At 70.4% G+C, this 26,542-nt stretch carries 26 protein-coding genes; 16 read left to right on the top strand and 10 right to left on the bottom strand.

All coding sequences use genetic code 11. The features are described from left to right. The first annotated feature begins 11 nt into the window (after nt 1-11). From purH to ASC77_RS07865, 3 genes are read left to right on the top strand one after another with little or no spacing between them, the layout of a single operon-like run. Nucleotides 12-1,571, top strand: a complete 1,560-nt coding sequence (gene purH / locus ASC77_RS07875; protein ID WP_056150789.1) for a bifunctional phosphoribosylaminoimidazolecarboxamide formyltransferase/IMP cyclohydrolase — start codon at nt 12-14, stop codon at nt 1,569-1,571. 23 nt (nt 1,572-1,594) lie between these two features. Further along, nucleotides 1,595-2,440, top strand: coding sequence for a bifunctional methylenetetrahydrofolate dehydrogenase/methenyltetrahydrofolate cyclohydrolase (locus tag ASC77_RS07870; protein WP_056150787.1), 846 nt, complete (start codon nt 1,595-1,597; stop codon nt 2,438-2,440). Further along, complete coding sequence (locus ASC77_RS07865; RefSeq protein WP_056150785.1) at nt 2,437-2,793, top strand: DUF3017 domain-containing protein; 357 nt, start codon at nt 2,437-2,439, stop codon at nt 2,791-2,793. Before ASC77_RS07870 ends, ASC77_RS07865 begins: the two co-directional genes overlap by 4 nt. Nucleotides 2,794-2,861: 68 nt before the next feature. Here the strand turns inward: ASC77_RS07865 and ASC77_RS07860 are convergent, their stop codons facing one another. Continuing rightward, nucleotides 2,862-3,848 (bottom strand): malate dehydrogenase, encoded by a 987-nt coding sequence (locus ASC77_RS07860; protein ID WP_056150783.1) that lies wholly within the window; start codon nt 3,846-3,848, stop codon nt 2,862-2,864. Between the two features lie 102 nt (nt 3,849-3,950). Between ASC77_RS07860 and ASC77_RS07855 the strand changes: the two genes are divergently transcribed. Beyond that, entirely contained in the window at nt 3,951-4,625 is a 675-nt protein-coding gene (locus ASC77_RS07855; protein ID WP_156390993.1) for a hypothetical protein, read from the top strand. A gap of 11 nt (nt 4,626-4,636) precedes the next feature. Here the strand turns inward: ASC77_RS07855 and ASC77_RS07850 are convergent, their stop codons facing one another. Beyond that, nucleotides 4,637-5,695 (bottom strand): MIP/aquaporin family protein, encoded by a 1,059-nt coding sequence (locus tag ASC77_RS07850; protein WP_082574576.1) that lies wholly within the window; start codon nt 5,693-5,695, stop codon nt 4,637-4,639. Nucleotides 5,696-5,881: 186 nt separating this feature from the next. Between ASC77_RS07850 and ASC77_RS07845 the strand changes: the two genes are divergently transcribed. Then, nucleotides 5,882-8,074 (top strand): NADP-dependent isocitrate dehydrogenase, encoded by a 2,193-nt coding sequence (locus ASC77_RS07845; RefSeq protein WP_056150779.1) that lies wholly within the window; start codon nt 5,882-5,884, stop codon nt 8,072-8,074. Beyond that, nucleotides 8,067-8,573, top strand: coding sequence for a hypothetical protein (locus ASC77_RS07840; protein ID WP_056150778.1), 507 nt, complete (start codon nt 8,067-8,069; stop codon nt 8,571-8,573). The genes ASC77_RS07845 and ASC77_RS07840 overlap by 8 nt, the downstream gene beginning before the upstream one ends. Nucleotides 8,574-8,588: 15 nt before the next feature. Here ASC77_RS07840 and ASC77_RS07835 read toward each other — a convergent pair whose 3' ends face one another. Next, nucleotides 8,589-10,214 carry a methyl-accepting chemotaxis protein gene (locus tag ASC77_RS07835; protein WP_056150776.1) on the bottom strand — a complete coding sequence of 542 codons (1,626 nt, stop codon included), beginning with the start codon at nt 10,212-10,214 and terminating at the stop codon, nt 8,589-8,591. A 140-nt stretch (nt 10,215-10,354) separates the two neighbouring features. On the opposite strand from ASC77_RS07835, the gene ASC77_RS07830 reads away from it, so the two are divergent. The 7 genes from ASC77_RS07830 (at nt 10,355) to ASC77_RS07800 (ending at nt 16,631) form a co-directional block, all read left to right on the top strand. Next, on the top strand, nt 10,355-11,566 hold the full coding sequence (locus tag ASC77_RS07830) for an MFS transporter (RefSeq protein ID WP_056150774.1): 1,212 nt from the start codon (nt 10,355-10,357) through the stop codon (nt 11,564-11,566). Nucleotides 11,567-11,579: 13 nt separating this feature from the next. Further along, on the top strand, nt 11,580-12,638 hold the full coding sequence (gene trpS, locus ASC77_RS07825; protein WP_056150840.1) for a tryptophan--tRNA ligase: 1,059 nt from the start codon (nt 11,580-11,582) through the stop codon (nt 12,636-12,638). 10 nt (nt 12,639-12,648) lie between these two features. Further along, nucleotides 12,649-13,170, top strand: coding sequence for a 2'-5' RNA ligase family protein (locus tag ASC77_RS07820; RefSeq protein ID WP_056150772.1), 522 nt, complete (start codon nt 12,649-12,651; stop codon nt 13,168-13,170). A 2-nt stretch (nt 13,171-13,172) separates the two neighbouring features. Further along, nucleotides 13,173-14,207 (top strand): YihY/virulence factor BrkB family protein, encoded by a 1,035-nt coding sequence (locus ASC77_RS07815; RefSeq protein ID WP_056150770.1) that lies wholly within the window; start codon nt 13,173-13,175, stop codon nt 14,205-14,207. 54 nt (nt 14,208-14,261) lie between these two features. Then, nucleotides 14,262-15,824, top strand: coding sequence for an HD domain-containing phosphohydrolase (locus tag ASC77_RS07810; RefSeq protein ID WP_235547893.1), 1,563 nt, complete (start codon nt 14,262-14,264; stop codon nt 15,822-15,824). 116 nt (nt 15,825-15,940) lie between these two features. Further along, a complete protein-coding gene (locus tag ASC77_RS07805) occupies nt 15,941-16,303 on the top strand; it encodes a DsrE family protein (protein WP_200944938.1) in 363 nt (120 codons plus the stop codon). A gap of 10 nt (nt 16,304-16,313) precedes the next feature. After that, nucleotides 16,314-16,631: a hypothetical protein gene (locus tag ASC77_RS07800; RefSeq protein ID WP_056150767.1), complete on the top strand. Its 318-nt coding sequence runs from the start codon at nt 16,314-16,316 to the stop codon at nt 16,629-16,631. Between the two features lie 29 nt (nt 16,632-16,660). Here ASC77_RS07800 and ASC77_RS07795 read toward each other — a convergent pair whose 3' ends face one another. The 4 genes from ASC77_RS07795 to ASC77_RS07780 form a co-directional block, all read right to left on the bottom strand. Beyond that, complete coding sequence (locus tag ASC77_RS07795; RefSeq protein ID WP_056150764.1) at nt 16,661-17,404, bottom strand: succinate dehydrogenase/fumarate reductase iron-sulfur subunit; 744 nt, start codon at nt 17,402-17,404, stop codon at nt 16,661-16,663. Beyond that, nucleotides 17,401-19,434: a fumarate reductase/succinate dehydrogenase flavoprotein subunit gene (locus ASC77_RS07790; RefSeq protein WP_056150832.1), complete on the bottom strand. Its 2,034-nt coding sequence runs from the start codon at nt 19,432-19,434 to the stop codon at nt 17,401-17,403. The genes ASC77_RS07795 and ASC77_RS07790 overlap by 4 nt, the downstream gene beginning before the upstream one ends. 22 nt (nt 19,435-19,456) lie before the next feature. Then, a complete protein-coding gene (locus ASC77_RS07785; protein WP_056150762.1) occupies nt 19,457-20,158 on the bottom strand; it encodes a succinate dehydrogenase cytochrome b subunit in 702 nt (233 codons plus the stop codon). A 63-nt stretch (nt 20,159-20,221) separates the two neighbouring features. Beyond that, entirely contained in the window at nt 20,222-21,280 is a 1,059-nt protein-coding gene (locus ASC77_RS07780) for a glycosyltransferase (RefSeq protein ID WP_056150760.1), read from the bottom strand. A gap of 186 nt (nt 21,281-21,466) precedes the next feature. Here ASC77_RS07780 and ASC77_RS07775 point away from each other — a divergent pair, with 186 nt between their 5' ends. The 3 genes from ASC77_RS07775 to ASC77_RS07765 all read left to right on the top strand — a co-directional run bounded on the left by ASC77_RS07775 (nt 21,467) and on the right by ASC77_RS07765 (nt 24,916). Continuing rightward, nucleotides 21,467-22,270 carry a hypothetical protein gene (locus ASC77_RS07775; RefSeq protein WP_056150758.1) on the top strand — a complete coding sequence of 268 codons (804 nt, stop codon included), beginning with the start codon at nt 21,467-21,469 and terminating at the stop codon, nt 22,268-22,270. Between the two features lie 63 nt (nt 22,271-22,333). Then, nucleotides 22,334-24,124: a fumarate reductase/succinate dehydrogenase flavoprotein subunit gene (locus ASC77_RS07770; RefSeq protein ID WP_056150830.1), complete on the top strand. Its 1,791-nt coding sequence runs from the start codon at nt 22,334-22,336 to the stop codon at nt 24,122-24,124. A gap of 15 nt (nt 24,125-24,139) precedes the next feature. After that, nucleotides 24,140-24,916 carry a succinate dehydrogenase/fumarate reductase iron-sulfur subunit gene (locus ASC77_RS07765; RefSeq protein ID WP_056150756.1) on the top strand — a complete coding sequence of 259 codons (777 nt, stop codon included), beginning with the start codon at nt 24,140-24,142 and terminating at the stop codon, nt 24,914-24,916. Here the strand turns inward: ASC77_RS07765 and ASC77_RS07760 are convergent. The 3 genes from ASC77_RS07760 to ASC77_RS07755 all read right to left on the bottom strand — a co-directional run. Continuing rightward, nucleotides 24,913-25,311 carry a hypothetical protein gene (locus ASC77_RS07760; RefSeq protein WP_056150754.1) on the bottom strand — a complete coding sequence of 133 codons (399 nt, stop codon included), beginning with the start codon at nt 25,309-25,311 and terminating at the stop codon, nt 24,913-24,915. The genes ASC77_RS07765 and ASC77_RS07760 overlap by 4 nt on opposite strands. A gap of 20 nt (nt 25,312-25,331) precedes the next feature. Beyond that, the gene (locus ASC77_RS26525) at nt 25,332-25,475 is read right to left on the bottom strand and encodes a hypothetical protein (RefSeq protein WP_156390992.1); all 144 of its coding nucleotides are present in this window, start codon (nt 25,473-25,475) and stop codon (nt 25,332-25,334) included. A 606-nt stretch (nt 25,476-26,081) separates the two neighbouring features. After that, nucleotides 26,082-26,542 (bottom strand): HNH endonuclease signature motif containing protein (locus tag ASC77_RS07755; protein ID WP_321163692.1); only part of this gene is annotated, 461 nt, incomplete at its 5' end.

Raw genomic sequence — 26,542 nt, 5'->3', positions numbered from 1 at the left:
CAGGAGTGCTCGTGTCCGACCAACGCATCCCGATCAAGCGTGCTCTCGTCTCCGTCTACGACAAGTCCGGGCTCGAGGACCTCGTCCGGGCGCTCCACGGCGCCGGCGTCGAGCTCGTCTCCACCGGCGGCTCGGCGGCGCTGATCGCCGGCCTGGACCTGCCGGTCACCAAGGTCGAGGACCTCACCGGCTTCCCCGAGTGCCTCGACGGGCGCGTCAAGACGCTGCACCCGCGCGTGCACGCCGGGATCCTCGCCGACCGCCGGCTCGACTCCCACGTCGAGCAGCTCGCGGAGCTCGGCGTCGAGCCCTTCGACCTGGTGGTCTCCAACCTCTACCCCTTCGTGCAGACCGTCGCCTCCGGCGCGACGCCCGACGAGTGCGTGGAGCAGATCGACATCGGTGGCCCGTCCATGGTCCGCGCGGCTGCCAAGAACCACCCGTCCGTCGCGATCGTCACCTCCCCGGAGCGGTACGCCGACGTGGTCGCCGCGCTCGGCGACGGTGGCTTCACCCTCGAGCAGCGCAAGCAGCTCGCCGCCGAGGCGTTCGTCCACACGGCGACGTACGACGTCGCGGTGGCGTCCTGGATGGGCAACGTGCTCACCGACACCTCCGACGGCGAGCTCTTCCCGGCCTGGGTCGGCGGCACCTGGGACAAGTCGACCGTGCTGCGCTACGGCGAGAACCCGCACCAGAGCGCCGCGCTCTACCTCAACGGCTTCGGGACCGGCCTCGCCCAGGCCGAGCAGCTGCACGGCAAGGAGATGTCCTACAACAACTACCTCGACTCCGACGCGGCCCGGCGCGCGGCATACACCTTCGCCGAGCCCGCCGTCGCGATCATCAAGCACGCCAACCCCTGCGGCATCGCGGTCGGCACCGACGTCGCCGACGCGCACCGCAAGGCGCACGCGTGCGACCCGGTCTCCGCGTTCGGCGGCGTGATCGCCACCAACGTCCCCGTGTCGGTCGAGATGGCGCAGCAGGTGGCCGAGGTGTTCACCGAGGTGGTGGTGGCTCCGGCGTACGACGAGGGTGCGGTCGAGGTCCTGGCTGCCAAGAAGAACATCCGGCTGCTGGTCTGCGAGCCGCTCGGCACCGGCGAGGTCGAGATGCGCGCGATCTCGGGCGGTCTGCTGATGCAGCAGCGCGACTACGTCGACGCCGAGGGCGACGACCCGTCGAGCTGGACCCTCGCGACCGGCGAGGCGGCCTCGCCCGAGGTGCTCGCGGACCTGGCGTTCGCCTGGCAGGCCTGCCGCTCGGTGAAGTCCAACGCGATCCTGCTCGCCAAGGACGGCGCCTCCGTCGGCGTCGGCATGGGTCAGGTCAACCGGGTCGACTCGTGCAAGCTCGCCGTCGAGCGGGCGGGGGAGCGCGCCGCAGGCTCGGTGGCCGCGTCCGACGCGTTCTTCCCCTTCGAGGACGGCCCGCAGATCCTGATCGACGCCGGCGTCACCGCGATCGTCCAGCCCGGCGGCTCGGTGCGCGACGAGCTCACCATCGAGGCCGCGAAGGCCGCGGGCGTGACGATGTACTTCACCGGCACCCGACACTTCTTCCACTGATCACCGAACGGCAGGATGACCCCGTGACTGCACAGAAGCTGGACGGCTCCGCCACCCTGAAGGCGATCAAGATCGAGCTGACCGAACGCGTGGCCAAGCTCCGCGAGCAGGGCGTCGTGCCCGGCCTCGGCACGGTCCTGGTCGGTGACGACCCGGGCTCGCACTGGTACGTCGGCGCCAAGCACAAGGACTGCGCCGAGATCGGCATCGAGTCGATCCGGGTGGACCTGCCGGCGACCGCGTCCCAGGCCGAGGTCGAGGCGGAGATCGACCGTCTGAACGCAGACCCGGGCTGCACCGGCTTCCTGGTGCAGCAGCCGACCGGGCTCGACGAGTTCCGGCTGCTCTCGCGCGTCGACCCGGACAAGGACGTCGACGGACTGCACCCGACCAACCTCGGCAAGCTGGTGCTCGGCGAGGCCGGTCCGCTCCCGTGCACGCCGATCGGCTGCATCGAGCTGCTGCGCCGCCACGGCGTGGAGCTGAACGGCGCCGAGGTGGTCGTGGTCGGTCGTGGTCTCACGGTCGGCCGCCCGCTCGGGCTGCTGCTCACCCGCCGGTCCGAGAACTCCACGGTCACGCTGTGCCACACCGGCACCCGCGACCTGGCGGCGCACACCCGCACCGCGGACGTGATCGTCGCCGCCGCGGGCGTGCCCGGGATCATCCGCGGCGACATGGTCAAGGCCGGTGCCGCCGTCCTCGACGTCGGCGTCTCGCGGGTCGACGGCAAGATCGCGGGCGACGTGGCGGACGACGTGTGGGACGTCGCCGGCTGGGTCTCGCCCAACCCCGGCGGGGTCGGGCCGATGACCCGCGCGATGCTGCTGTCCAACATCGTGACCGCTGCCGAACGTCAGGTGTCGTGAACGACCTCGAGCCACCGCACGAGGAGATGCCCGCCTCGGCCGAGGGCGACGGCGACGGGGTCGAGGAGGGCGGACGGCGCTACCCCTCGACGATCGGCGGCGCGTTCTACATCGTCGTGGTCGCCGTCGTCGCGATCTCGCTCGGCATCGTCACGTCCGGCGAGTGGCGGCTCGGGGTGCGCTGGTTCGGCGGTGCGCTGCTGTTCGCGGCGCTCGTCCGCGCCGTGCTCCCGGCCAAGGACGCCGGCATGCTCGCCGTACGCAAGCGCTGGTGGGACTGCTTCCTGCTGATCGCCACCGGGGTCGCGCTGATCCTGCTGGCCGGCTCCATCCCCGACCAACCCGGCCTGTAGACGCAGAAATGGGTCGTCCGCCTCTCGAGGGTGCAGAGACCCGTGAGAGGCGGACGACCCGTCTGGCGTCAGATCAGGCCGAGCTCCGTGACCGCGGCGCGCTCGTCGGCGAGCTCCGCGGTCGAGGCGTCGATCTTGCCGCGCGAGAAGTCGTCGATCTCGAGACCCTGCACGATCGACCAGTCGCCGTCCTTGGTGGTGACGGGGAAGGACGAGATCAGGCCCTCGGGCACGCCGTACGAGCCGTCGGAGACGACCGCCATCGAGACCCAGTCGTCGGCGGGGGAGCCGAGCAGCCAGTCGCGGGCGGCGTCGACGGTGGCCGACGCGGCCGAGGCGGCCGACGACGAGCCACGGGCGTCGATGATCGCGGCGCCGCGCTTGGCGACGGTCGGGATGAACGTGTCGGCGATCCAGGCCTGGTCGCCCACGACCTCGGCGGCGTTCTTGCCGCCGACCTCGGCGTGGAAGATGTCGGGGTACTGCGTCGCGGAGTGGTTGCCCCAGATCGTCATCTTCTTGATGTCGGTCACGGCGGCGCCGGTCTTCGCGGCGAGCTGCGAGATCGCCCGGTTGTGGTCGAGGCGGGTCAGCGCCGAGAACCGCTCCTGCGGGATGTCGGGCGCGTTGGTCATCGCGATCAGGGCATTGGTGTTGGCCGGGTTGCCGGTCACGCCGATGCGTACGTCGTCCGCGGCGACCTTGTTGAGCGCCTTGCCCTGCGCGGTGAAGATCGCGCCGTTGGCCGACAGCAGGTCGCCACGCTCCATGCCGGGACCGCGCGGGCGGGCGCCGACGAGCAGGGCCAGGTTGACGCCGTCGAAGATCGTCTCGGCGTCGTCGCCGATCTCGACGCCGGCGAGGTTCGGGAACGCGCAGTCGTCCAGCTCCATGACGACGCCCTCGAGCGCCTTCAGGGCCGGGGTGATCTCCAGCAGCCGCAGCTCGATCGGGCGGTCGCCCAGCAGCGACCCGCTCGCGAGACGGAAGAGCAGGCTGTAGCCGATCTGACCGGCGGCGCCGGTGACGGCGACCTTCAACGGGGTTGAGCTCACGACGACTCCTTGACAACTTCGACGAACAGGGGGTGGTGAGGAACGGTGGATGTCCGGATCCCGACGCTAGCAGCGGCGCGGCCCCCTGCGATGCTGGGGTCCATGACGGTGCGCGCCCGGGTGGTCATCGCCCTGGTCGCGGTGCTGGTCCCCGTCCTGGGCGGCTGCGGCAGCGCCTCGGTCTCGAGCCCGCCGTCGGGCATCGACGAGCTGACCATCCCGACTCCGTCCCCCGACCCGGGCGACTTCGTCGCCGGGGTCGACAACCCCTGGCTCCCACTCCCGGCCGGGCGCACGTGGACCTACGACGTGGTGGACGTCGTCGGCGGGCACCGGCTCACGGTCGCGGTGGCGCCCGGTCCCGAGGTCGAGGGCGTGGCGACGACGGCGCGGGTCAGCACCGAGTCCGGCACGTCGACGACGGACTGGTTCGCGCAGGACGCCGACGGCAACGTGTGGTGGTTCGGGCGCGAGGGGGAGTGGACGGCCGGCGCGGACGGCGCCGAGGCGGGACTGGCGATGCCGGCCGACCCGCGCGTCGGCGACGGCTACCGGCTCGCCCTCCAGGAGGGCGTCGTGGAGGACGTCGCCACCGTGACCTCCCTGCGCGGCTCGGCGACGGTCCCCGCGGGGTCGTACGACGACCTGCTGGTCACCGAGGTCACCTCGGACCTCGGGGCGAGCGGACCGACCGAGCAGTACTGGTCGCGCGGCCTCGGCCTCGTGGAGGAGCAGCGACCCGGCCGCACGGTGCGGCTGAGCGACGTCTCCGGCTAGCGCTCAGCCGGTCAGCTGGGCGGTCGGATCTGGGTGTCGTCGGGGCCGGGACCGTCGAGCGGAGCGTCGGTGGGCTCGTCCGCGATCACGATCGTCTCCTCGACCACGACCTCCTCGGCGTAGGGCGCGCCCGCCTGCTCGGCCGCCTGCTGCGCCTGCCACTGCTCGGGGGTGGAGCCGACCGGGTGCCACTGCTGGCCGGCCGGGTCCCACTGCCAGCCGTCCTGGATGATCGGGGCGGGGTCCTGGTTCCACTGCTGCTGGTACTGGTCCGGCGCGGCGTAGCCCGGGACCTGCGCGGCCGTCCGTGGCCGGCTGAAGCTGATGCCAGAGCCGGGGACGGCGTCGCCGACCCGGCCGAACAGGATCGGGTAGAGCAGGCCCGCGATGGTCGCCCCGACCAGCGGCGCCAGGATGAAGAGCCACAGCTGGGCGATCGCGTCCGTGCCGGCGAAGAGCGCGGGCCCGATCGACCGGGCCGGGTTGACGGAGGTGCCGGTGGCCGGGATCGCGACGAAGTGGATCGCAGCGAGCGTGAAGCCGATCGTCAGCGGTGCGAGCGAGGGGTGCTCGTTGCGCTCGTCCGTCACAGCGAGGATCACGGTCACGAAGACGGCGGTGAGCACCAGCTCGAGCAGGAAGGCCGCCCACCAGGCGTAGCCGCTGCCCTGGTCGCCGAAGGCGTTCTGGCCCATGTGCCCCTCGGCGCTGAACGAGTCGAAGCCCTGCATCAGGACGAAGAGCACCAGGGCGCCGAGGATCGCGCCGACGAGCTGCGCGACGACGTACAGACCGACGTGCCGCCACGGCATCCGGCCGCCCATCGCGGCACCGACGGACACGGCGGGGTTGAAGTGCGCCCCCGAGACCCGGCCGAACGCGTAGGCCATCACCATCACCACGACGCCGAAGGTCAGGCCGACGGTGGTCACCGTCGACGGCAGCAGCCGTCCGTCGTTCGCGACCTGCGCGGTCTGGTAGACGACGACCGAGCCGCAGCCGAAGAGCACCAGGACGAACGTCCCGAGCACCTCGGCGGTGAGCTTCTGCCGGATGGTGGAGTCCGCCATGTCCTGCCCCTTCGGTCGAGCTGGTCGAGCATCCCCGTCGGACGCGCCGACAGCACGATACCCGTGGGAGCCCCCGGCTAGACCTGCCTGACACCGGGTGCGAGGGTGGTTCTGCCGCCCACGTCAGGTATCTTGACGTCAAGGAACTTTCCCCAGCGCTGCCGAGATCCAGGAGTCGCCCAGACCATGGCCAAGATCATCTACACGCACACGGACGAGGCGCCGCTGCTGGCGACGTACTCCTTCCTCCCGATCGTGCAGGCGTACGCCGGCAAGGCGGGCGTGGACATCGAGACGCGCGACATCTCGCTCTCCGGCCGGATCCTGGCCCAGTTCGGGATCGTCGACGACGCCCTCGCCGAGCTCGGCGACCTGGCGAAGACGCCCGAGGCCAACATCATCAAGCTCCCCAACGTCTCCGCCTCCGTGCCGCAGCTCAAGGCCGCGGTCAAGGAGCTGCAGGAGCAGGGCTTCGACCTCCCCGACTATCCGGAGAACCCGCAGTCCGACGAGGACCGCGCGACCCGCGCCAAGTACGGCAAGGTCATGGGCTCCGCGGTCAACCCGGTGCTGCGCGAGGGCAACTCCGACCGCCGCGCGCCGCTGTCGGTGAAGAACTACGCGAAGACCCACCCCCACCGCATGGGGAAGTGGAGCCCCGACTCGAAGACCAACGTCGCGACGATGGGCAAGGACGACTTCTTCTCCAACGAGCAGTCGGTCGTGATCCCGGGCGACGACACCCTGACGATCAAGCACGTCGCGACCGACGGCACCGAGACGGTGCTCAAGGACGGCCTGAAGGTGCTCGCCGGCGAGGTCGTCGACGGCACGTTCATGGACGTCGCCGCGCTGCGCCGCTTCCTCACCGAGCAGATCGCCCGCGCCAAGGCCGAGGACGTCCTGTTCTCCGTGCACCTCAAGGCCACGATGATGAAGGTCTCGGACCCGATCATCTTCGGCCACGTCGTGCAGGCCTTCTTCCCGACCCTCTTCGAGCAGTACGGCGAGCAGCTGGCCGCCGCGGGCATCTCCCCGAACGACGGTCTCGGTGGCCTCCTCGGCGCCGTCGCCGCGCTCCCGGAGGGCGACGCGATCAAGGCGGCCGTCACCGCCGGCCTGGCCGACGGCCCCGCGATGGCGATGGTCGACTCCGACAAGGGCATCACCAACCTGCACGTCCCGTCCGACGTCATCATCGACGCGTCGATGCCCGCGATGATCCGCGGCGGCGGCCACATGTGGGGCCCCGACGGCAACGAGGCCGACACCCTCGCGGTGATCCCGGACTCGTCGTACGCCGGCGTCTACCAGGCCACCATCGACGACTGCCGCACCCACGGCGCGCTGGACCCGGCGACCATGGGCTCGGTGCCCAACGTCGGCCTGATGGCGCAGGCGGCGGAGGAGTACGGCTCGCACGACAAGACATTCGAGGCCCCCTCGGCGGGCACCATGCAGGTCGTCAACAGTGCCGGCGAGGTGCTGATCTCCCACGACGTCCAGCCTGGTGACATCTGGCGCGCCTGCCAGACCAAGGACGCCCCGATCCGCGACTGGGTCAAGCTGGCCGTCACCCGCGCCCGCGCGTCCTCCACCCCGGCCGTGTTCTGGCTCGACGAGTCCCGCGCCCACGACGCCAACCTGATCGCCAAGGTCAACGAGTACCTCCCGGAGCACGACACCGACGGCCTGACCATCGAGATCATGGCGCCGGCCGCGGCCACGACGTACTCGCTGGAGCGGATCCGCAAGGGCGAGGACACCATCTCGGTCACCGGCAACGTGCTGCGCGACTACAACACCGACCTCTTCCCGATCCTCGAGCTCGGCACGTCGGCGAAGATGCTCTCGGTCGTCCCGCTGATGAACGGCGGCGGCCTCTTCGAGACCGGAGCCGGCGGCTCGGCGCCCAAGCACGTCCAGCAGCTGGTGAAGGAGAACTACCTGCGCTGGGACAGCCTCGGCGAGTTCTTCGCCCTGGTGCCGTCGCTCGAGCTGTACGCCGAGCAGGCCGGTACGCCTGGCGCCACGGTGCTCGCCGACACGCTGGACCGGGCGACCGGCACGTTCCTCAACGAGGACAAGTCGCCGACCCGCAAGCTCGGCGGCATCGACAACCGCGGCTCGCACTTCTACCTGGCGCTCTACTGGGCCCAGGAGCTGGCCGCGCAGACCGAGGACGCCGACCTGGCGGCCGCGTTCAAGCCGCTGGCGGAGCGGCTGGCGGCCGACGAGAAGGCGATCGTGGACGAGCTGATCGCCGTCCAGGGCTCGCCCGCCGACATCGGTGGCTACTACCGGCCCGACGATGCCAAGGCGGACGCGGTCATGCGTCCGTCGGCCACCCTCAACGCGGCCCTGGCGTCCCTTGCCTGACGAGTCGGACACCGAGACCCCGTCGGCGTACCCGATCTGGGACCAGCCTCCTGCGCTCGGGCGCCGGGGGATGATCCTGGCCGTGGTCATCCCGGTGCTGATCGCCGCGGCCGCCTTCGGTGTGGTCACCCTCGTCTCCGAGGGCACCGACACCGCCGCCACGGTGATCAAGGTGCCGACCGGTGACTGGATCCCCGGGCAGCCCACGGGCTCGGAGGCCATCCAGGGCACGCTGGCGGTCAACGCGCAGCACTGCGTCTACCTCAAGAACCCGTCCGGCGAGATCTGGCCGGTCTGGCCGGCCGGGTTCCGCGCCCGGCTCGACGCGGAGGGCAAGGTCAGCCTGTACGACGGGAAGGACCACCTGGTCGCCCGCGACGGCGAGGGGGTGCAGGCGCGGGGCATCTTCACCACGCCCGACAACTTCTCCGGCGAGACCTGCCTGCCCGCCGAGGACGAGGTCGCCGTCGTGCAGTCGGAGGTCACCCGCGTCGGGTGACCTCCGACCGCCCGCTCACACGTAGCGGAACGTCGAGACCAGCTCCTGGAGCTGGACCGACATCTGCGACAGGTCGGCGACGGCGCCGTGCAGCTGCTGCACGCTGTCCGTCGTCACCTGGGACGCGTCGGCCACGCGGCCGACCGTCTGGGCGATCTCGCCGGAGCCGGTCGCGGCGTCGGCGACGTTGCGGTTCATCTCCTGGGTGGTGAGCGTCTGCTCCTCCACCGCGGCGGCGATGGTGGTCTGCGAGTCGCTGATCCGGGCGACGACCGTGCCGATCTGGCCGATCGCGTCCACGGCGCCGGCCGCGTCCGCCTGGATGGCGCCGACCCGCTGGGTGATCTCCTCGGTGGCCCGCGCGGTCTCCTGCGCGAGCTCCTTGACCTCGTTGGCCACGACGGCGAAGCCCTTGCCGGCTTCGCCGGCGCGCGCGGCCTCGATGGTCGCGTTGAGCGCGAGCAGGTTGGTCTGCTCGGCGATCGAGGTGATCACCTTGACGACGTTGCCGATCTCCTGCGAGGAGATGCCGAGCTTGCCGACGGTCTCCCCGGTCTCCTCGGCGGTGCGGACCGCCTCGGTGGCGACCCCGGCGGCGTCGTGGGCGCTGCGGGCGATCTCCTGGATCGAGGCGCCCATCTGCTCGGAGCCGGCGGCGACCGTCTGGACGTTCTGCGAGACGGCGTCGGCGGCGGCGCTCACGAGCAGCGCCTCGGACGACGTCTGGACGGCGGAGTCGGAGATCGAGTTGGAGGTGACGGCGATCTCCTCGGCGGCGGCCGCGACGGTGGTCGCGGACTCGGCCATCGTGGTGACGATCCGGCGCAGGGAGGCCATGGTCGTGTCGAACGACGCCGCCAGCTGGCCGATCTCGTCGCGCTGCTGGATCTCCGGCGAGGCGGTCAGGTCACCCTCGGCGACCCGGTCGACGGCACCGACGAACCGGCGTACGGGCCGCACGATCGAGCGGGTGACCGCGATGCCCATGGCGATCGCGAGCAGCAGGGCGAGCACGGCGGCGATCCAGATGGTCCGCTTGGCGTCGGTCGCCACCGCGTCCGCGTGCTTGTCGAGGGCAGCGGTGCGCTTGTCGACCGAGTCGACCAGCTTCTGGGTGCTCTTGAGGAGGTCCGACCACGTCGTGGCCAGGTCGCCGGCGTTGAGGAACTCGAAGGCCGCCCGCATGTCGGCGTCCGTCTTGACCGCCCCGAGCTGCTGGCCCCAGGTGTCGGACGCGGTGAAGAAGTCGGCCCACTGCTGCTTGATGGTCGCGAAGTCGTCGGCCTCGGCGCCGCTGAGCGCGTCCTCGTCGAAGCCCGCGAGCAGGTCGTCGACGATCTTCTTGTCGGCGAGCAGCCCGGACATGTTGTCGGCGTCCGGCTGGACCGCGTCCGCCGGGTCGGTCTGGGTGGCCTCGGCGAAGATGAAGCCCTGCCAGCCGCTGACGTCGGCGTCGAGGTAGCGCAGCTCCTTGACGTCGTCACGCATCTCGGCGAGGCGCTGCTGGTCGGCCCGGAGGTCGACCTGCTGCTGGGCGGCGTGGACACCGGTGCCGGCCACGACGGCCAGGAGGAGGCAGAGGATGCCGAAGGCGAGCGAGAGCCGTCGGCCGATCGACAGGTGGTGGAGCAGCGTGCGCATGGTGGGGGAGGCCTCGAGTCGTCAGGTGGTGGTGCTGTCCTCGCCCCTATCGGCGATGCGGGCCCCGACCTGAGGCGCCGATAGCCTGGATCACACATGAACTCGGAATACGACCGCCCCGACGCCCGGTTGCAGACGGCGTGACGACGACACCCACCGCCGCCGCTGAGACGACTCCGCGGGCCACTGCCTCCCACTACCGGGTCGCGGTGCTGGCGCTGGCGCTCGGCGGCTTCGCGATCGGCACGACCGAGTTCGTCACCATGGGTCTCCTCCCGCAGATCGCCGACGGCGTCGGGGTCTCGATCCCGACCGCCGGGCACTTCATCTCGGCGTACGCGCTCGGCGTGGTCGTCGGCGCCCCGGTCATCGCGATCTTCGGGGCCAAGCTGCCGCGGCGTGCGCTGCTCGTCGGCCTGATGGCGGTGTACGCCGTCTTCAACGTGCTCAGCGCCCTGGCCGGCAGCTACGGCGTGCTGTTCGTCGCGCGCTTCCTCGACGGACTGCCGCACGGCGCCTACTTCGGCGTGGCGTCGTTGGTCGCCGCCGGCCTCGCGGCCCCCGAGCACCGTGGCCGCGCGGTCGCGAGCGTGATGCTCGGCCTCTCCGTCGCCAACGTCGTGGGCGTGCCGGCCGCCACCTGGCTGGGGCAGCAGATGGGCTGGCGCTCGGCGTACCTCTCCACGGCCGGCCTCGCCCTGCTCACCGTCGTGCTGGTCCTCGCGTTCGTCCCGTCGGTGCCGGGCAACCCGGCCGCGACCGGCCGCAAGGAGATGCTGTTCTTCCGCAACGGGCAGGCGCTGCTCACGCTGCTCGCCGGCGCGGTCGGCTTCGGCGGGCTCTTCGCGGTCTACTCCTACATCGCCCCGATCGTCACCGAGGTGGGCGGGCTGTCCGACTCGGCGGTGCCGGTCTTCACCGCGGCCTTCGGCGTCGGGATGGTCGCCGGCACCTGGCTGGCCGGCCGGCTGGCCGACTGGGACGTGTTCGCCACCCTGATCTGGTCGGGCGTGCTGTCCGGCCTGGTGATGCTGCTCGTCTGGGCGACCGCGCCCTACGGCTGGTGGCTGGTGCCGGGCATCTTCCTGGTCACGGCGATCGGCTCGGTCCTGGTGGTCAACCTGCAGCTCCGGCTGATGTCCGTCTCCGGCGAGGCCCAGACCCTGGGCGCGGCGATGAACCACGCGTCGCTCAACATCGCGAACGCGCTCGGCGCCTGGCTCGGCGGCCTCGTGATCGCCGCGGGCTACGGCTACCGCGCTCCCGCGCTGGTCGGGGCGGCCCTCTCGGTCGCGGGCATCGCGGTGCTCTTCTGGTCGGCGGCCGCCGACCGTCGTACGACCACGCCCTGACAGAATGTCCGGCATGTCCACCACGACCGAACCCGAGGTCTCGACGGCGGCTGCGGGCACCAGCACCTCCCGTCCCCGCGTGCTCTCCGGCATCCAGCCGACGGCCGACTCGTTCCACTTCGGCAACTACCTCGGCGCGCTCCGGCAGTGGGTGGACCTCCAGCAGGAGTACCAGCCGTTCTTCTTCATCGCCGACCTGCACGCGATCACGGTCGAGCAGGACCCGAAGGTGCTGCGGGAGCGCACCCTGCGGGCGGCCGCGCAGCTGATCGCGATGGGCATCGACCCGGACCGCTCCGCGATCTTCGTCCAGTCGCAGGTGCCCGAGCACGCCCAGCTGGGCTGGGTGCTCCAGTGCCTGACCGGCTTCGGCGAGGCGCGCCGGATGACCCAGTTCAAGGACAAGTCCGCCAAGGGCGGCGAGGGCGCGGCGAGCGTCGGGCTGTTCACCTACCCGATCCTCCAGGCCGCCGACATCCTGCTCTACCGGCCGCACTACGTCCCGGTCGGTGAGGACCAGCGCCAGCACCTCGAGCTGACCCGGGACCTCGCCCAGCGGTTCAACAGCCGCTACAAGAAGACGTTCCGGCTCCCGGAGCCCTACATCCTCAAGGCGACGGCCAAGATCACCGACCTCCAGGACCCGACCGCGAAGATGTCGAAGTCGGCCTCCTCGCCGTCCGGCATCGTCGAGATGCTCGACGACCCGGCCGTCTCCGCGAAGAAGATCCGGTCCGCCGTGACCGACTCCGACGCCGTGGTCCGCTTCGACCCGGAGACCAAGCCGGGCGTCAGCAACCTGCTCACGATCTACTCGGCGCTCACCGCGAGGCCGATCGCCGACCTCGAGGCCGACTACGAGGGACGCGGGTACGGCGACCTCAAGAAGGACCTCGCCGAGATCGTCGTCGACTTCGTCACGCCGTTCCGCGAGCGCACCCTCGAGCTGCTCGACGACCAGACCTACCTCTCCGGCGTGCTGCGGCAGGGCGCCGAGCAGGCGGGTGAGGTCGCCCGGGCGACCCTGCGCGACGTCTACCAGCGGGTCGGCTTCGTGGCGGCGGGCCAGTAGGGTCCTAGACGTGCCGACGATTGGAGTGGCAGTCGCGATCCCGGAGCCCTGGGCGAGCGAGCTGCAGGACTATCGGACCGCCGTGGGTGACACCACGGCGGCGATGATCCCGACCCACATCACGCTCGTGCCGCCGACCGAGATCGACGACCTCCAGCTGGCCGACGTCGAGAAGCACCTGGAGGCGGCCGCGGACTCGGTCTCCGCCTACTGCGTACATCTCCGCGGAACGGGTACCTTCCGCCCCGTGTCGCCCGTCGTGTTCGTGACCCTGGTCGAGGGCATCTCGCAGTGCGAGCAGCTCGCCGGCGTCGTACGCCGCGGTCCGCTCGACGTCGCGCTGCAGTACCCGTACCACCCCCACGTCACGGTCGCCCACCACCTCGAGGACGCCCTGCTGGACCGGGCCTTCGACGAGCTGGGCGCCTTCGAGTGCGAGTTCGACGTCACCGACTTCCACCTCTACGTCCACGACGAGGACGCCGGCTGGCAGCCGACCCGTCGGTTCGCCCTCCAGGGCACCTCCGGCTGACGATGCCCTCACCGAAGGAGCGTCTCGCGGAGCTGCGTCGACGGCGACCGCTGGTCGACCACGCGGTCCGCATGCAGGAGCACTACGGCGCCGTGAAGGCCGGGCAGCAGGCCGGCGCGGTGACCTACTTCGCGTTCCTGTCGTTCTTCCCGATCCTGGCCCTGGCGTTCTTCGTCGTCGGGTGGATCTCGAAGGTCTATCCCGACGCCGAGCAGAACCTCACGGACGCGCTCAACAGCGTGATGCCCGGCCTGATCGGCACCAGCGACGGACAGATCCAGCTCGACGACATCCAGAAGGCCGCGGCGACCCTCGGCATCATCGGCGCCGTCGTCCTGCTCTACTCCGGCCTGGGCTGGCTCGCCGCGATGCGCGACGCGCTGGTCGTGGTGTTCGAGGTCCCGGCGAAGGAGCAGCCCAACTTCGTCTTCGGCAAGCTCCGCGACCTGCTCACCCTGGCCCTGATCGGCGTGATCCTGCTGGTCTCCGTGGCGGTGGCGGGCTTCGTCGGGGGCTTCTCCAAGGACGTGCTCGACTGGGTCCACCTGGGGGAGGAGCTGAGCTGGCTCGTCACGCTGCTCACGATCGTCCTGGGGCTCGGCGCCAACATGCTGCTGTTCTTCTCGATGTTCGTGCTCCTGGCCGAGCCGCACACGCCCCGACGCTCCCTGTGGTCGGGCGCGCTGCTCGGCGCGATCGCCTTCGAGGTCCTCAAGCAGCTCTCGACGATCCTCTTCCGGTCGACGCAGGGGAACCCGGCGTTCCAGGCCTTCGGTATCGCGCTGATCGTGCTCGTCTGGATCAACTACTTCTCGCGGGTCGTCATGTACGCCGCCGCGTGGGCGCACACGTCGCGTGAGGCGCGCGCAGCCCGCCCGGAACCGGTCGCCGCCCCCGTCGAGGGCCCGCCCTCCCCGCCGCTGCGCAGGGTCGAGCGCGAGCTCGAGTACCCCTGGGCCGCGTCGTACGCCGCCGGCGCCGCCACGATGCTCGGCGCCATGGCCCTGGTCCGCAGGCTCAGCAGGAAGAAGACATGAGGCTCGAGCGCACGCACGGCTGACCGATCGTCGTCGACCTCGTACACTCCGCTCGTGGCGCGCGACGGTGCTGACTCCGGTGTGACCCTGGCCGAGGTCCTGGCCGCGTACTCGCTGGCCACGGACCTGGGGCTCGGCCAGCCGATGGAGCACCTGCTGCGCTCCTGGCGGATCGCCTCCCGGCTCGGTGCGCACGTCGGGCTCCCCGACGACGAGCAGGCATCGCTCTTCTACATCGCGATGCTGTCCTGGGTGGGGTGCGTCGCCGATGCCCCCGAGGTCGCGTCGTTCTTCGGAGACGACATCGCGTTCCGGGCCGACAGCTACGACGCCGACCTGGGCGGCTTCTCGGGGTTCCGCTTCTTCCTCTCCCACGCCGGTGCGGGCGGGGCGGCGAGCCGGGTCAAGGTCAGCAGCACGATCCTCTCCACCGGGGGCCGCCGGGTCATCCAGGGCATCCAGTCGCACTGCCTCATCACGTCGACGCTGGCTGACCGGCTCGGGCTCGACCCGGCGGTGTCGGGCGCGGTGCGACAGTTCTTCGCCCGGTGGGACGGGCGTGGGGTGCCGGACGGCGTCGCTGGCCAGGACCTGTCGTTGTGGGTCCGGCTCTTCCACGTCGGTGACGTCGCCGAGGTGCACTACCGCCACGGTGGGGTCGACGCCGCCGTCCGGGTCGTCCGCGACCGACGGGGCAAGCAGTTCGACCCCGCCCTGGTCGACGCCTTGTGCGACATCGCCGGCGACGTGCTGCCCTCGGTGGAGGGGGAGTACGACGTCAGCGCGCTCCTGGTCGACGTCCCCGGCCTGCGGAGACCGTTGTCGGACGCCGAGCTGGACGAGGGGCTCGGCGCTCTGGCCGACTTCACGGACCTGCGCTCGCCGCACCGCGCCGGACACTCCAGCGGCGTGGCCGAGCTGGCCGGTCTGGCAGCGCAGCGGCTCGGCCTGCCACCGGACGACGCGACCGCGACCAGGCGGGCCGGCTTCGTGCACGACATCGGCCTGCACGGCGTACCGTCGCCGATCCTCGACAAGCCGGGCAGCCTGTCGGCCACGGAGTGGGAGCGGGTCCGGCTCAGCTCGTACTACACCGAGCGCGTGCTCGCCCGACCGGCCGCGCTGGCCCGTCTGGGCATGATCGCGTCGTACGCCAACGAGCGCATGGACGGCAGCGGGTACCACCGCGGTGTCGGTGGCGCGAGCATCCCGATGACGGCCCGGGTCCTCGCCGCCGCCTGTGCCTTCCGGTCGCTGACCGAGCCGCGGGCCGAGCGGCCACCCCTCTCGCCGAGGAACGCTGCGGCGGCGCTCCGGGAGGAGGCCAGCGCCGGCCGCCTCGACGCGGACGCCGCGGACGCGGTCCTGGCGGCCGCCGGTGTCGGCGGCAAGCGGAGGGTCGCCGGGCCTGCCGGCCTCACCCCCCGCGAGGTGGAGGTGCTGGTACTCATCGCGCGCGGTGCGGCGACCAGCGAGGTCGCCGACCAGCTCGGGGTGTCCCGCAAGACGGCGGCCACGCACGTCGAGCGGATCTACATGAAGAGCGGGGCCTCGTCGCGCTCGGCGGCGACCCTCTTCGCGCTGCGCAACGGCCTGCTCGACCCGCTCGAGACCTGAGCGGATCGCCTGCCGATTTGTCGGGTGTTCGCCCGACGACATGTCTCCGCGTGACTCCTAGTTTCGGGTCACCCGGTCCGCCGGACCGGGAGATCAACGAGACAAGGAGAACCATCATGAGCAAGGCAGTCGTCAGTCTGACCACGGGTCTGGAGGACCCCGAGAAGGTGAGTGTCGCCTTCCTGGTCGCCGTCGGTGCGGCGGAGACCGGGCGCGAGACGCTGATGTTCCTGACCAAGGAGGCGGTGCGCCTCGCGGTCCCCGGCGTCGCCGTGGGCATCGCCTGCGACGGGTGCCCGTCGATCCAGGAGCTGGTCAAGCGCTACGAGGCCGCCGGTGGCCGCTACTTCGTGTGCCCGCTGTGCGTCAACGCCCGCCAGCTCGACGCGGACGACCTGATCCCGGGGGCCGAGATCAACGGCACCGTCCCGATGTGGAACTGGATCGGCGACGAGCCGGCCACGACCTTCAGCTACTGAGGAGACCGTCATGACCACCACACAGGTTCAGACCGTGCCGGCCCCCACGATCCACACGGGCCGCAGGGGCCTCCTGCTCGCCATCGCGCTGACGATCGCGGCCGTCCTCACCGTCGCCGTCGTCGTCCCCTGGAACCTCGGGTCTGAGCCGGCGGCCCCACCCGGCCCGACGCCGGCCGCCCCGCCGCCTGCCTACCAGCCGGGCGGCTCGGTCTACGACCAGCAGGTGCCGAAGGGCGGTGCAGGTCCCCGCGCGCTCCAGCACTGGGCGCTCGTGTACGGGCCCGACGGGTCGATCTACAAGTCGCAGGTCCCCCTCGGCAGATGACGCCCACGGTCACTGGCGCCGGGTCGGCGTCAGTGGCCGTGGCGCATGGCCTGGTGCAGGTCCCAGTTGAGGCGGGAGATCACGTCGAGCGGGATCTCCTTGGGGCAGGCGGCGGTGCACTCGCCGATGTTGGTGCAGCCGCCGAAGCCCTCGTGGTCGTGCTGGGCGACCATGTCGACGACGCGGGTGTCGCGCTCGGGCTGGCCCTGCGGGAGCTCGCCGAGGTGGGTGATCTTGGCACCCATGAAGAGCGAGGCCGAGCCGTTGGGGCAGGCGGCGACGCAGGCGCCGCAGCCGATGCAGGTGGCCACGTTGAAGGCGCGGAGCGCGTCGTCGCGGGGGACCGGCACGGAGTGGGCCTCGGGGGCGGAGCCGGTGTTGACCGAGATGTAGCCGCCGGCCTGGATGATCCGGTCGAAGGCGCCACGGTCGACGACGAGGTCCTTGATGACCGGGAACGCGTCGGCGCGCCAGGGCTCGATGACGATCTCGTCCCCGTCCTTGAAGGAGCGCATGTGCAGCTGGCAGGTCGTGGTGACCTCGGGGCCGTGGGCCTGGCCGTTGATCATCAGGCCGCACATGCCGCAGATGCCCTCGCGGCAGTCGGAGTCGAACGCGACCGGGTCCTCGCCCTTGCCGTTGAGCTCCTCGTTGAGGACGTCGAGCATCTCGAGGAACGACATGTCCTCGGAGACGCCGTCGAGCTCGTAGGTGTGCATCGCGCCCTTCGACGCGGCGTCCGGCTGGCGCCAGATCTTGAGGGTGACCTTCACTTGTAGCTCCGCTGCTTCATCTCGATGGCCGTGTAGACGAGTTCTTCCTTGTGCAGGACGGGCGTGCCCATCCCGCCGGAGTCGGGATCACCGGCGAACTCCCACGCGGCGACGTACGCGAACTGGTCGTCGTGGCGCAGCGCCTCGCCGTCCTCGGTCTGCGACTCGGCCCGGAAGTGGCCACCGCAGGACTCGCGGCGGTTCAGGGCGTCGATGCACATCAGCTCGCCGAGCTCGAAGAAGTCGGCGACCCGGCCGGCCCGCTCGAGCGACTGGTTGAGGCCCTCGGCGGTGCCGAGCACCTTCACGTTGCGCCAGAAGTCGTCCTTGAGGGTGCGGATCAGGTCGATGGCCTTCTTGAGGCCGTCCTCGCTCCGCTCCATGCCGCAGTACTCCCACATGATGTTGCCGAGCTCGCGGTGGTAGGAGTCGACGCTGCGGGTGCCGCTGGTGTTCAGGAAGTGCGCGACGCGGTCCTCGACGGCCTTCTTCGCCTCGACGACGGCCGGGTGGTCCTCGGCGACCTTCTCGAACGGCCCGTCCGCGAGGTAGTCGCGGATCGTGTGGGGGAGCACGAAGTAGCCGTCGGCCAGGCCCTGCATCAGCGCGGAGGCGCCGAGCCGGTTGGCGCCGTGGTCGGAGAAGTTCGCCTCGCCGGTCACGAAGAGGCCCTCGATCGAGGACTGCAGGTCGTAGTCGACCCACAGGCCGCCCATCACGTAGTGGACCGCGGGGTAGATCCGCATCGGGGTCTCGTACGGGTTCTCGCCGGTGATCCGGGCGTACATGTCGAAGAGGTTGTCGTACTTCTCCTCGATGCCGTCCTTGCCCAGGCGGGCGATCGCGGCGCTGAAGTCGAGGTAGACACCCCGACGTACGCCGTCGACCTCCGGGCCGACGCCGCGGCCCTCGTCGCAGACGTTCTTGGCGGCGCGGGAGGCGATGTCGCGGGGGACCAGGTTGCCGAAGGACGGGTAGATCCGCTCCAGGTAGTAGTCGCGGGCCTCCTCCGGGATGTCGCGCGGGTCCTTGTCGCAGTCGGCCTTGCTCTTCGGCACCCAGATCCGGCCGTCGTTGCGCAGCGACTCCGACATCAGGGTCAGCTTCGACTGGTGCGTGCCGGTGACCGGGATGCAGGTCGGGTGGATCTGCGTGTAGCAGGGGTTGGCCATGTAGGCGCCCTTGCGGTGCGCACGCCACGCGGCCGTGACGTTGGAGCCCATCGCGTTGGTCGAGAGGAAGAAGACGTTGCCGTAGCCGCCGCTGGCGAGCACGACGACGTCGGCGAGGTGGGTCTCGATCTCGCCGGTAACGAGGTCGCGGGCGATGATGCCGCGCGCCTTGCCGTCGACGACGATCACCTCGAGCATCTCGTGGCGGGTGAACTGCTCGACGGTGCCGGCCGCGACCTGGCGCTCCATGGCCTGGTAGGCGCCGATGAGCAGCTGCTGACCCGTCTGGCCGCGGGCGTAGAACGTGCGGGACACCTGGACGCCACCGAACGAGCGGTTGTCGAGCAGGCCGCCGTACTCGCGCGCGAACGGGACGCCCTGCGCGACGCACTGGTCGATGATGTTGGTGCTGACCTCGGCCAGGCGGTAGACGTTCGACTCGCGCGAGCGGTAGTCGCCGCCCTTGACCGTGTCGTAGAAGAGACGGTGGACGGAGTCGCCGTCCTCCTTGTAGTTCTTCGCCGCGTTGATGCCGCCCTGGGCAGCGATCGAGTGCGCGCGGCGCGGGGAGTCCTGGTAGCAGAAGGACTTCACGTTGTAGCCGGCCTCGCCGAGCGTGGCAGCGGCCGCGCCGCCGGCCAGGCCGGTGCCGACGATGATCACGTCGAGCTTGCGGCGGTTCGACGGGTTGACCAGGCGGGCCTCGAACTTGCGGGTCTGCCAGCGCTCGTCGATCGGGCCGGTGGGCGCCTTGGTGTCCTTGATCGGCTCGCCCGGCGTGTAGTAGCCGGCGGCGTCGTCGCCGTGGTCGCCGGGCTCGTCGTGGGACGGGTCGGACGTGAGAGTGGTGTCCGGCATGTCGGTCATGGCTGCTGACCCCTTACTTGGTGATGACGCCGGCGAGGACGAAGATCGGGACGAGGGAGAAACCGCCGGCGATGACGATCGCGACGATCCACCCGAGGCTCTTCGCATTGCGGCGGGCGCGGGCGTTGTTGGTGAGGCCGAGCGTCTGCGCGGAGCTCCACACCCCGTGGTGCAGGTGCATCGCCAGGGCGAACATCGCGGCCAGGTAGATCAGCGTCATCCACCAGGTGTCGAACGTGTCGACGAGCAGGTTGTACGGGTCGTTCGTCGACCCGCCCTGCACGTTGACCTTGCCGATAGTGAAGTTGACCAGGTGCCAGATGATGAAGAGGAGCAGCGTCAGGCCGCCCCAGCGCATCAGGCGCGACGAGAAGCTGGACGCGATGTTCTTCTTCATCACGTACTTCGTCGTCCGGGCCTTGTTGGCGCGCTTCCACAGCGCGGCCGCGCAGTACACGTGCACCACGAGCGACACGATCAGCACCGAGCGGATGATCCAGAGCAGTCCCTCCCGCGGGAGCATCGGCTCACCGATGGTGCGGAGGTGCTCGGCGTACTCGTTGTAGGCGTCGTGGCCGGAGAAGGCCTTGAGGTTGCCGTACATGTGCAGGAGCACGAACCCGATGAAGATGATGCCGCTGGCGGCCATCAGGAGCTTGAGGGTGATGGTCGAGCGCGATGCACGCGCTCCCCTGACCAGGGTCGTCGTTGCCACGAACGACCACGCTACCTTCCGCGTTCCGTGCTGGGGACCGCAGGGGATGTGACTTACATCTGGTTACCCGGCGGTCGCAACCTGCGTGGCGAGGGGTCGGTAGTGGTAGGCGACCAGCTCGTCGACCGCCTCCGTCCACGACCGGGTGGCCAGCTCACGGCCGCGCGCGCCGAGCAGGTGCCGGCTGCGGTCGGCGGCCAGGGCCTGTACGGCGTCGCGCAGTCCGTGGCGGTGCGCGTCGTCGTACAGCAGGCCGCTCTCGAGGTGTCGTACGACGTCGGTGGCGCCGCCGGAGCGCGGTGCGACGACCGGGACCCCGGCGGCGCCTGCCTCGCGCAGCGCGTGGCAGCAGGTCTCGCGGGTGCCGGGGTGCAGGAGCACGTCGAAGGTGGGCAGCACGGCTGCGAGGTCGCCGGTGCTCAGCTCGCCCGTGAACTTCGCGCCGGGCAGGCGCGCCTCGAGCCAGCCGCGCTGGGGGCCGTCGCCGACCACCACCGGGCGGATGCCGGGCACCTGGGCGAGCTCGGCGAGGCGCCGTACCTCGTGCCGGTTGCGCAGGCTGCCGACGTACCCGACGACGACCAGGGGCTGCGGGAGTGAGCGGGCGCGCGACCAGCGGTCGTGCAGCCAGGTGTCACGCAGGGCGGGCGTGAACGCGGCGGTGTCGACGCCGGGGGCCCAGAGGGTGGGCTCTCCGCCGAGCTCGGCCACCCGGTCGACCATCCACCGGGAGGTGACCAGGACGGATGCGGCGCGCTCGGCGACCCGGGTGCGCCAGTAGTCCGCGGCCACGTCGAGCAGGGGCGACTGCTCGACGACGACGGCAGGGATCCCCAACCGGTCGGCGTGCTTGAGCGCCTTGCGTCCGACAGCGCGCGGCGAGGTCACGTGCACGACGTCGGGGCGGAAGGCGGTGAGGGCGTCCCTGACCTGGGCGCCGGGCCGGTCGAGGGGCCGGATCCGGGCGATCGGGCACCCGCGGTACGTCGTCAACCCGGGTCCTGGAGCGATCAGCTGGACGTCATGCCCGGTGTCGACGAGCCGGTCCACGACCGCCTTCACGGTGGTGGTCGTGCCGTCGACCGCCGGGAAGAACGTCTCGGTCACGAGGGTGATCCGCATGGCGCCACGGTGACCGGGCCAGGTGGCCGGATCGGGGCTTCCAGGTTGATGTCGGATGAACCCGCCGCCCACCCCTTGACGAGAACACGTTCTCACTATCTCGGTGTGGGCCCTTTCACATCGGCCGCCCAATGTGCAGACTCACCTAGCACGACCACGACCGGCCCAACTCGATCGGAGGCGCGGATGGCGACAGATCTGACGGGTGTGGACGGGCCGACAAGGGCCCGGATCAACGCGAAGACCCTTCGCTCCGACAGATGGTGGCTCGCCCCGGCGGTGACGTTCGTGGTGTTCGCGGCGTTCATCGTCTACTCGACGTGGCGCGCCTTCTCCGGTGCGAACTACTTCTCCGAGCCCTATCTCTCGCCGTTCTACTCGCCGTGCCTGAGCAACGAGTGCGTGGACGGGGCGTCGGACTTCGGCCAGCCGTTCGGTGGCTGGCCGCTGTCGCCGGCGCTGTTGATCCTGATCTTCCCGCTCGGCTTCCGGCTGACCTGCTACTACTACCGCAAGGCCTACTACCGGGCGTTCTGGCTCTCGCCCCCGGCCTGCGCGGTCGCCGAGCCGCACACGAAGTACACCGGCGAGACCCGCTTCCCGCTGCTCGCGCAGAACGTCCACCGCTGGTTCTGGTACGCCGCGGTCGTGGTCGCGCTGGTCCTGACGTACGACGTGCTGCTCGCCTTCGGCCCCGCGGAGGGCGAGTCCGACGGCATCCACATGGGCCTCGGCACGCTGATCATGCTGGTCAACGTCGCGTTCATCTGGCTCTACACGTTGGGATGCCACTCCTGCCGGCACATCATGGGCGGCCGGCTGCGGCACTTCTCCAAGCACCCGGTCCGCTACAAGCTGTGGGGCTGGGTCTCGAAGCTCAACGGCCAGCACGCCAGGTGGGCGTGGCTCTCCCTGATCTCCGTCGCCGTGACGGACTTCTACATCTACCTGCTCGCCACCGGCGCCTTCGACGACCCGAGGTTCTTCTAAATGGCTGACTCGACCCGGCACCCGATGACCGGCAACGAGATGTCCGGCTCCAGCGAGGGCGGCATGGAGCGCCACACCTACGACGTCGTCGTGGTCGGCGCCGGCGGTGCCGGCCTCCGGGCCGCGATCGCCGCGCACGAGGCGGGCGCCCGTACGGCGGTCGTGTGCAAGTCGCTGCTCGGCAAGGCGCACACGGTCATGGCGGAGGGCGGCATCGCCGCAGCCATGGGCAACCGCTGGCCCGAGGACAACTGGGAGGTGCACTTCCGCGACACCATGCGTGGCGGGAAGATGCTCAACAACTGGCGGATGGCCCAGCTGCACGCCCAGGAGGCGCCCGAGCGGGTGCAGGAGCTCGAGGACTGGGGCGCGCTCTTCGACCGCACCGACGACGGGCTGATCTCGCAGCGCGACTTCGGCGGCCACAAGTACGCCCGGCTCGCCCACGTCGGCGACCGCACCGGCCTGGAGATGATCCGCACCCTTCAGCAGCGCACGGTGCAGCTCGGGATCGACGTCTTCATGGAGTGCACGGTCACCGACCTCCTGAAGGAAGGCGACAGGATCGCGGGCGCCATCGGCTACTGGCGCGAGAGCGGGCGCTTCATCACCTTCGACGCACCCAGCGTGATCCTCGCGACCGGCGGCATCGGCAAGTCCTTCAAGGTCACGTCGAACTCGTGGGAGTACACCGGCGACGGCCACGCTCTCGCGATGCGGGCTGGGGCGGCGCTGATCAACATGGAGTTCGTCCAGTTCCACCCGACCGGCATGGTGTGGCCGCCGTCGGTGAAGGGGCTGCTGGTCACGGAGTCGGTGCGCGGCGACGGCGGCATCCTCAAGAACTCCGAGGGCAAGCGCTTCATGTTCGACTACATCCCGGAGTTCTTCAAAGCAGAGACGGCCGACACGATCGAGGAGGCCGACCGGTGGTACGACGACAAGAAGAACAACCGTCGTCCTCCCGAGCTGCTGCCCCGTGACGAGGTCGCCCGCGCCATCAACTCTGAGATCAAGGCCGGTCGCGGGTCACCGCACGGCGGCATCTACCTCGACATCGCCTCCCGTCGTACGCCGGAGTTCATCCGCAAGCGGCTGCCCTCGATGTACCACCAGTTCAAGGAGCTCGCGGACGTCGACATCACGGCCGAGCCGATGGAGATCGGGCCGACCTGCCACTACGTGATGGGTGGCGTCGAGGTGGACGCCGACACCCAGGAGAGCGCGGTGACCGGGCTGTACGCCGTGGGGGAGTGCTCGGGCGGCATGCACGGCTCGAACCGGCTCGGCGGCAACTCGCTCGGCGACCTGCTGGTCTTCGGCAAGCGGGCCGGCGAGGCAGCCTCGGCGTACACCGCCTCGCTCGGCGACGCGAGGCCTGCTGTCTCGGAGGACGACGTGAAGACCGCGCAGGCGAGTGCGCTGGCGCCGTTCGAGGTCGAGGGCGGCGAGAACCCGTACACGATCCAGCACGACCTGCAGCAGTCCATGAACGACCTGGTCGGCATCATCCGCACGGCGTCCGAGCTCGAGGAGTCGCTGCGCGAGATCGAGGTCTTCAAGGACCGGGCGAAGTCGATGGTCGTGGAGGGGCACCGGCAGTACAACCCCGGCTGGCACCTCGCGCTCGACCTGCGCAACATGCTGATCGTGAGCGAGTGCATCGCGAAGGCGGCGCTCGCCCGCAAGGAGTCGCGGGGTGGTCACACCCGTGACGACTTCCCGAAGACCGACACCGAGGTCTGGGGCAAGAAGAACCTCGTGGTCACGCTCAACGCCGCCGGCGACGGGGTGGACCTCGCCGAGAAGCCGCTCCCGGTCATGCCGGACGAGCTCAAGAAGTACTTCGAGTAGGGGAGAGGCACAGACATGGGCTACGACCTGAAGATGCGGATCTGGCGCGGTGACCAGAGCGGCGGCGACCTCGGCGACTACACGGTCGAGGTGTCCGAGGGCGAGGTCGTCCTCGACGCCCTCCACCGGGTGCAGGCCACCCAGGCCGGCGACCTCGCGATCCGGTGGAACTGCAAGGCCGGCAAGTGCGGCTCGTGCTCCGCCGAGATCAACGGCCGCCCCCGGCTCCTGTGCATGACCCGGCTCTCGGACTTCGACGAGACCGAGACGATCACGGTCACGCCGATGCGGACCTTCCCGGTGATCCGCGACCTCGTCACCGACGTCTCGTTCAACTACGAGAAGGCCAAGGAGCTGCCGTACGCCGAGCTCCCGCCACGCGACCCCGACGGCAAGCGCCGGATGGCGCAGATCGACGTCGAGCGCGGCCAGGAGTTCCGCAAGTGCATCGAGTGCTTCCTGTGCCAGGACACCTGCCACGTCGTGCGTGACCACGAGGAGAACAAGCCGGCCTTCGCCGGCCCGCGCTTCTTCCTGCGGTACGCCGAGCTCGACATGCACCCCCTCGACACCCACGACCGCCGGGCGCTCGCCCAGGGCGCCGCCGGGCTCGGGATGTGCAACATCACCAAGTGCTGCACCGAGGTGTGTCCCGAGGGCATCAAGATCACCGACAACGCGATCATCCCGATGAAGGAGCGCGTGGTTGACCGCAAGTACGACCCGCTCGTGTGGCTCGGCAACAAGATCGGCATCCGCAACAAGGACAACGACGGCCGTACCGAGGTCTAGGTGGTCGGCGGCAGCTCGCCGCGCACGATCTCCCCGGCGATCGTGCGGATGCGCAGGCCGCTGTGCCGCCAGTCGCCCGCGAGCTCCTCGTGGTGCAGCCGCCGGCCGCGGCGTACCTCGACGGTCCACTGGCGACCGAACGCGATTCGTCCGAGGAGGGCGATCGGCAGCAGGAGCAGGAGCAGCAGGAGCTCCACGCCCGAGATGAGCGCCACGAACACGAGCGGCAGCACCACCAGCAGCACCACGAAGAGCACGATCGCGACGACGAGGTCGCTGCCGAGGTCCATGCCGATCGGATCCGGGTAGGTCCCGGGGTCGCGCAGCCGTGGTCGCCACGGCAGCCAGCGTCGGCGCACCCGCCACGCCTGACCGTCCGGCGACCGCATCTTCACGCGCGCCAGGCTAGGTGCGTTCAGCTGAGCACGCTGATGAACGCCCGCGATGCGACGTACGTCGCCCCACCGAGTGCTCCGGCCACCAACGCGGTGACAATCACGATGGTCAGGAATGCTCGCAGCACGGCGAGCCGCTTCGATTGCTCCGCGACGACGGACATGGACGTCTCCTCCCGAGTGGCCTCTACCTCTGGGACGCATCGGGTCGGCGCGGCGTTGCCCGCCTCAGGTCACGACCCGGTCACGGTTGTCGGGCCGGACGGTGAACGGAGCGGCGCGGTTCGTCGGGGTTGCTGCTGGTGACGCGACTACCGGGATACGTGGTCACCGTGGTCGGTGGTTGCGGGGGCGATTTCCAGTAGCTGGTCGGGCTGCGGGTTCGCTCGGGTCGACCGTGGTCGGGCTGCGGGTTCGCTCGGGTCGACCGTNGACACCAGGCACGTCAGCGGGAAGGTCGCGCGCCGCGATGAGCTCAGCGCCGCGGTCAGTGGTGGTTGCTGCTGGTGACGCGACTACCGGGATACGTGGTCACCGTGGTCGGTGGTTGCGGGGGCGATTTCCAGTAGCTGGTCGGGCTGCGGGTTCGCTCGGGTCGACCGTTGGGGCCCGGGTTCGGGAAGGAACACGGTCCGGACATGGGATTGGCCCCGCCGGCGGTGCCGGCGGGGTGGGGGTCAGCGGGTTCGTCGTCGGTGTTCGTCGGTGACGTCGGTGAGGTCGACGGGGTGGACCCGGCCCTTGGGGCTGGTCCAACGGCGGGGTGGGGGTCAGCGGGTTCGTCGTCGGTGTTCGTCGGTGACGTCGGTGAGGTCGACGGGGTGGACCCGGCCCTTGGGGCTGGTCCAGATGAAGGCGGTGCGGCTGGTGCGGTGGTAGGTCCAGGTGCTGAAGGTCTTCACGCGGTGGTGGAACCGGCACAGCGGCGCGAGGTTCCACGACGTTGTCTTCCCGCCCTGGGCATACGGGGTGATGTGGTCGAGGTCGCAGSCCCGGGCGTCCTTGCTGCAGTGCGGGAACACGCACCTCGGGGTCAGCAGGATCGCCTGCTCCCGCTGCCGCTGCGTGGGCGCGTAGGCGTCGGTGGTGATCTCTTCGGAGAGGTCGAGGACGGGCCGGATGCTGACCCGGGTGCCGGCTTGGGTGCACCACTCGACCAGTTGGTCGATGGTGGCGTACGGGACGTGGCCGCCCTCGATATGGTGGCGTACGGGACGTGGCCGCCCTCGAT

Source organism: Nocardioides sp. Root1257, assembly GCF_001425175.1.
In the GTDB taxonomy this organism is placed as follows: Bacteria; Actinomycetota; Actinomycetes; order Propionibacteriales; family Nocardioidaceae; genus Nocardioides.
The sequence above is the reverse complement of the archived record's forward strand: the minus strand, read 5'-3'. Positions and strand labels throughout refer to the sequence as shown.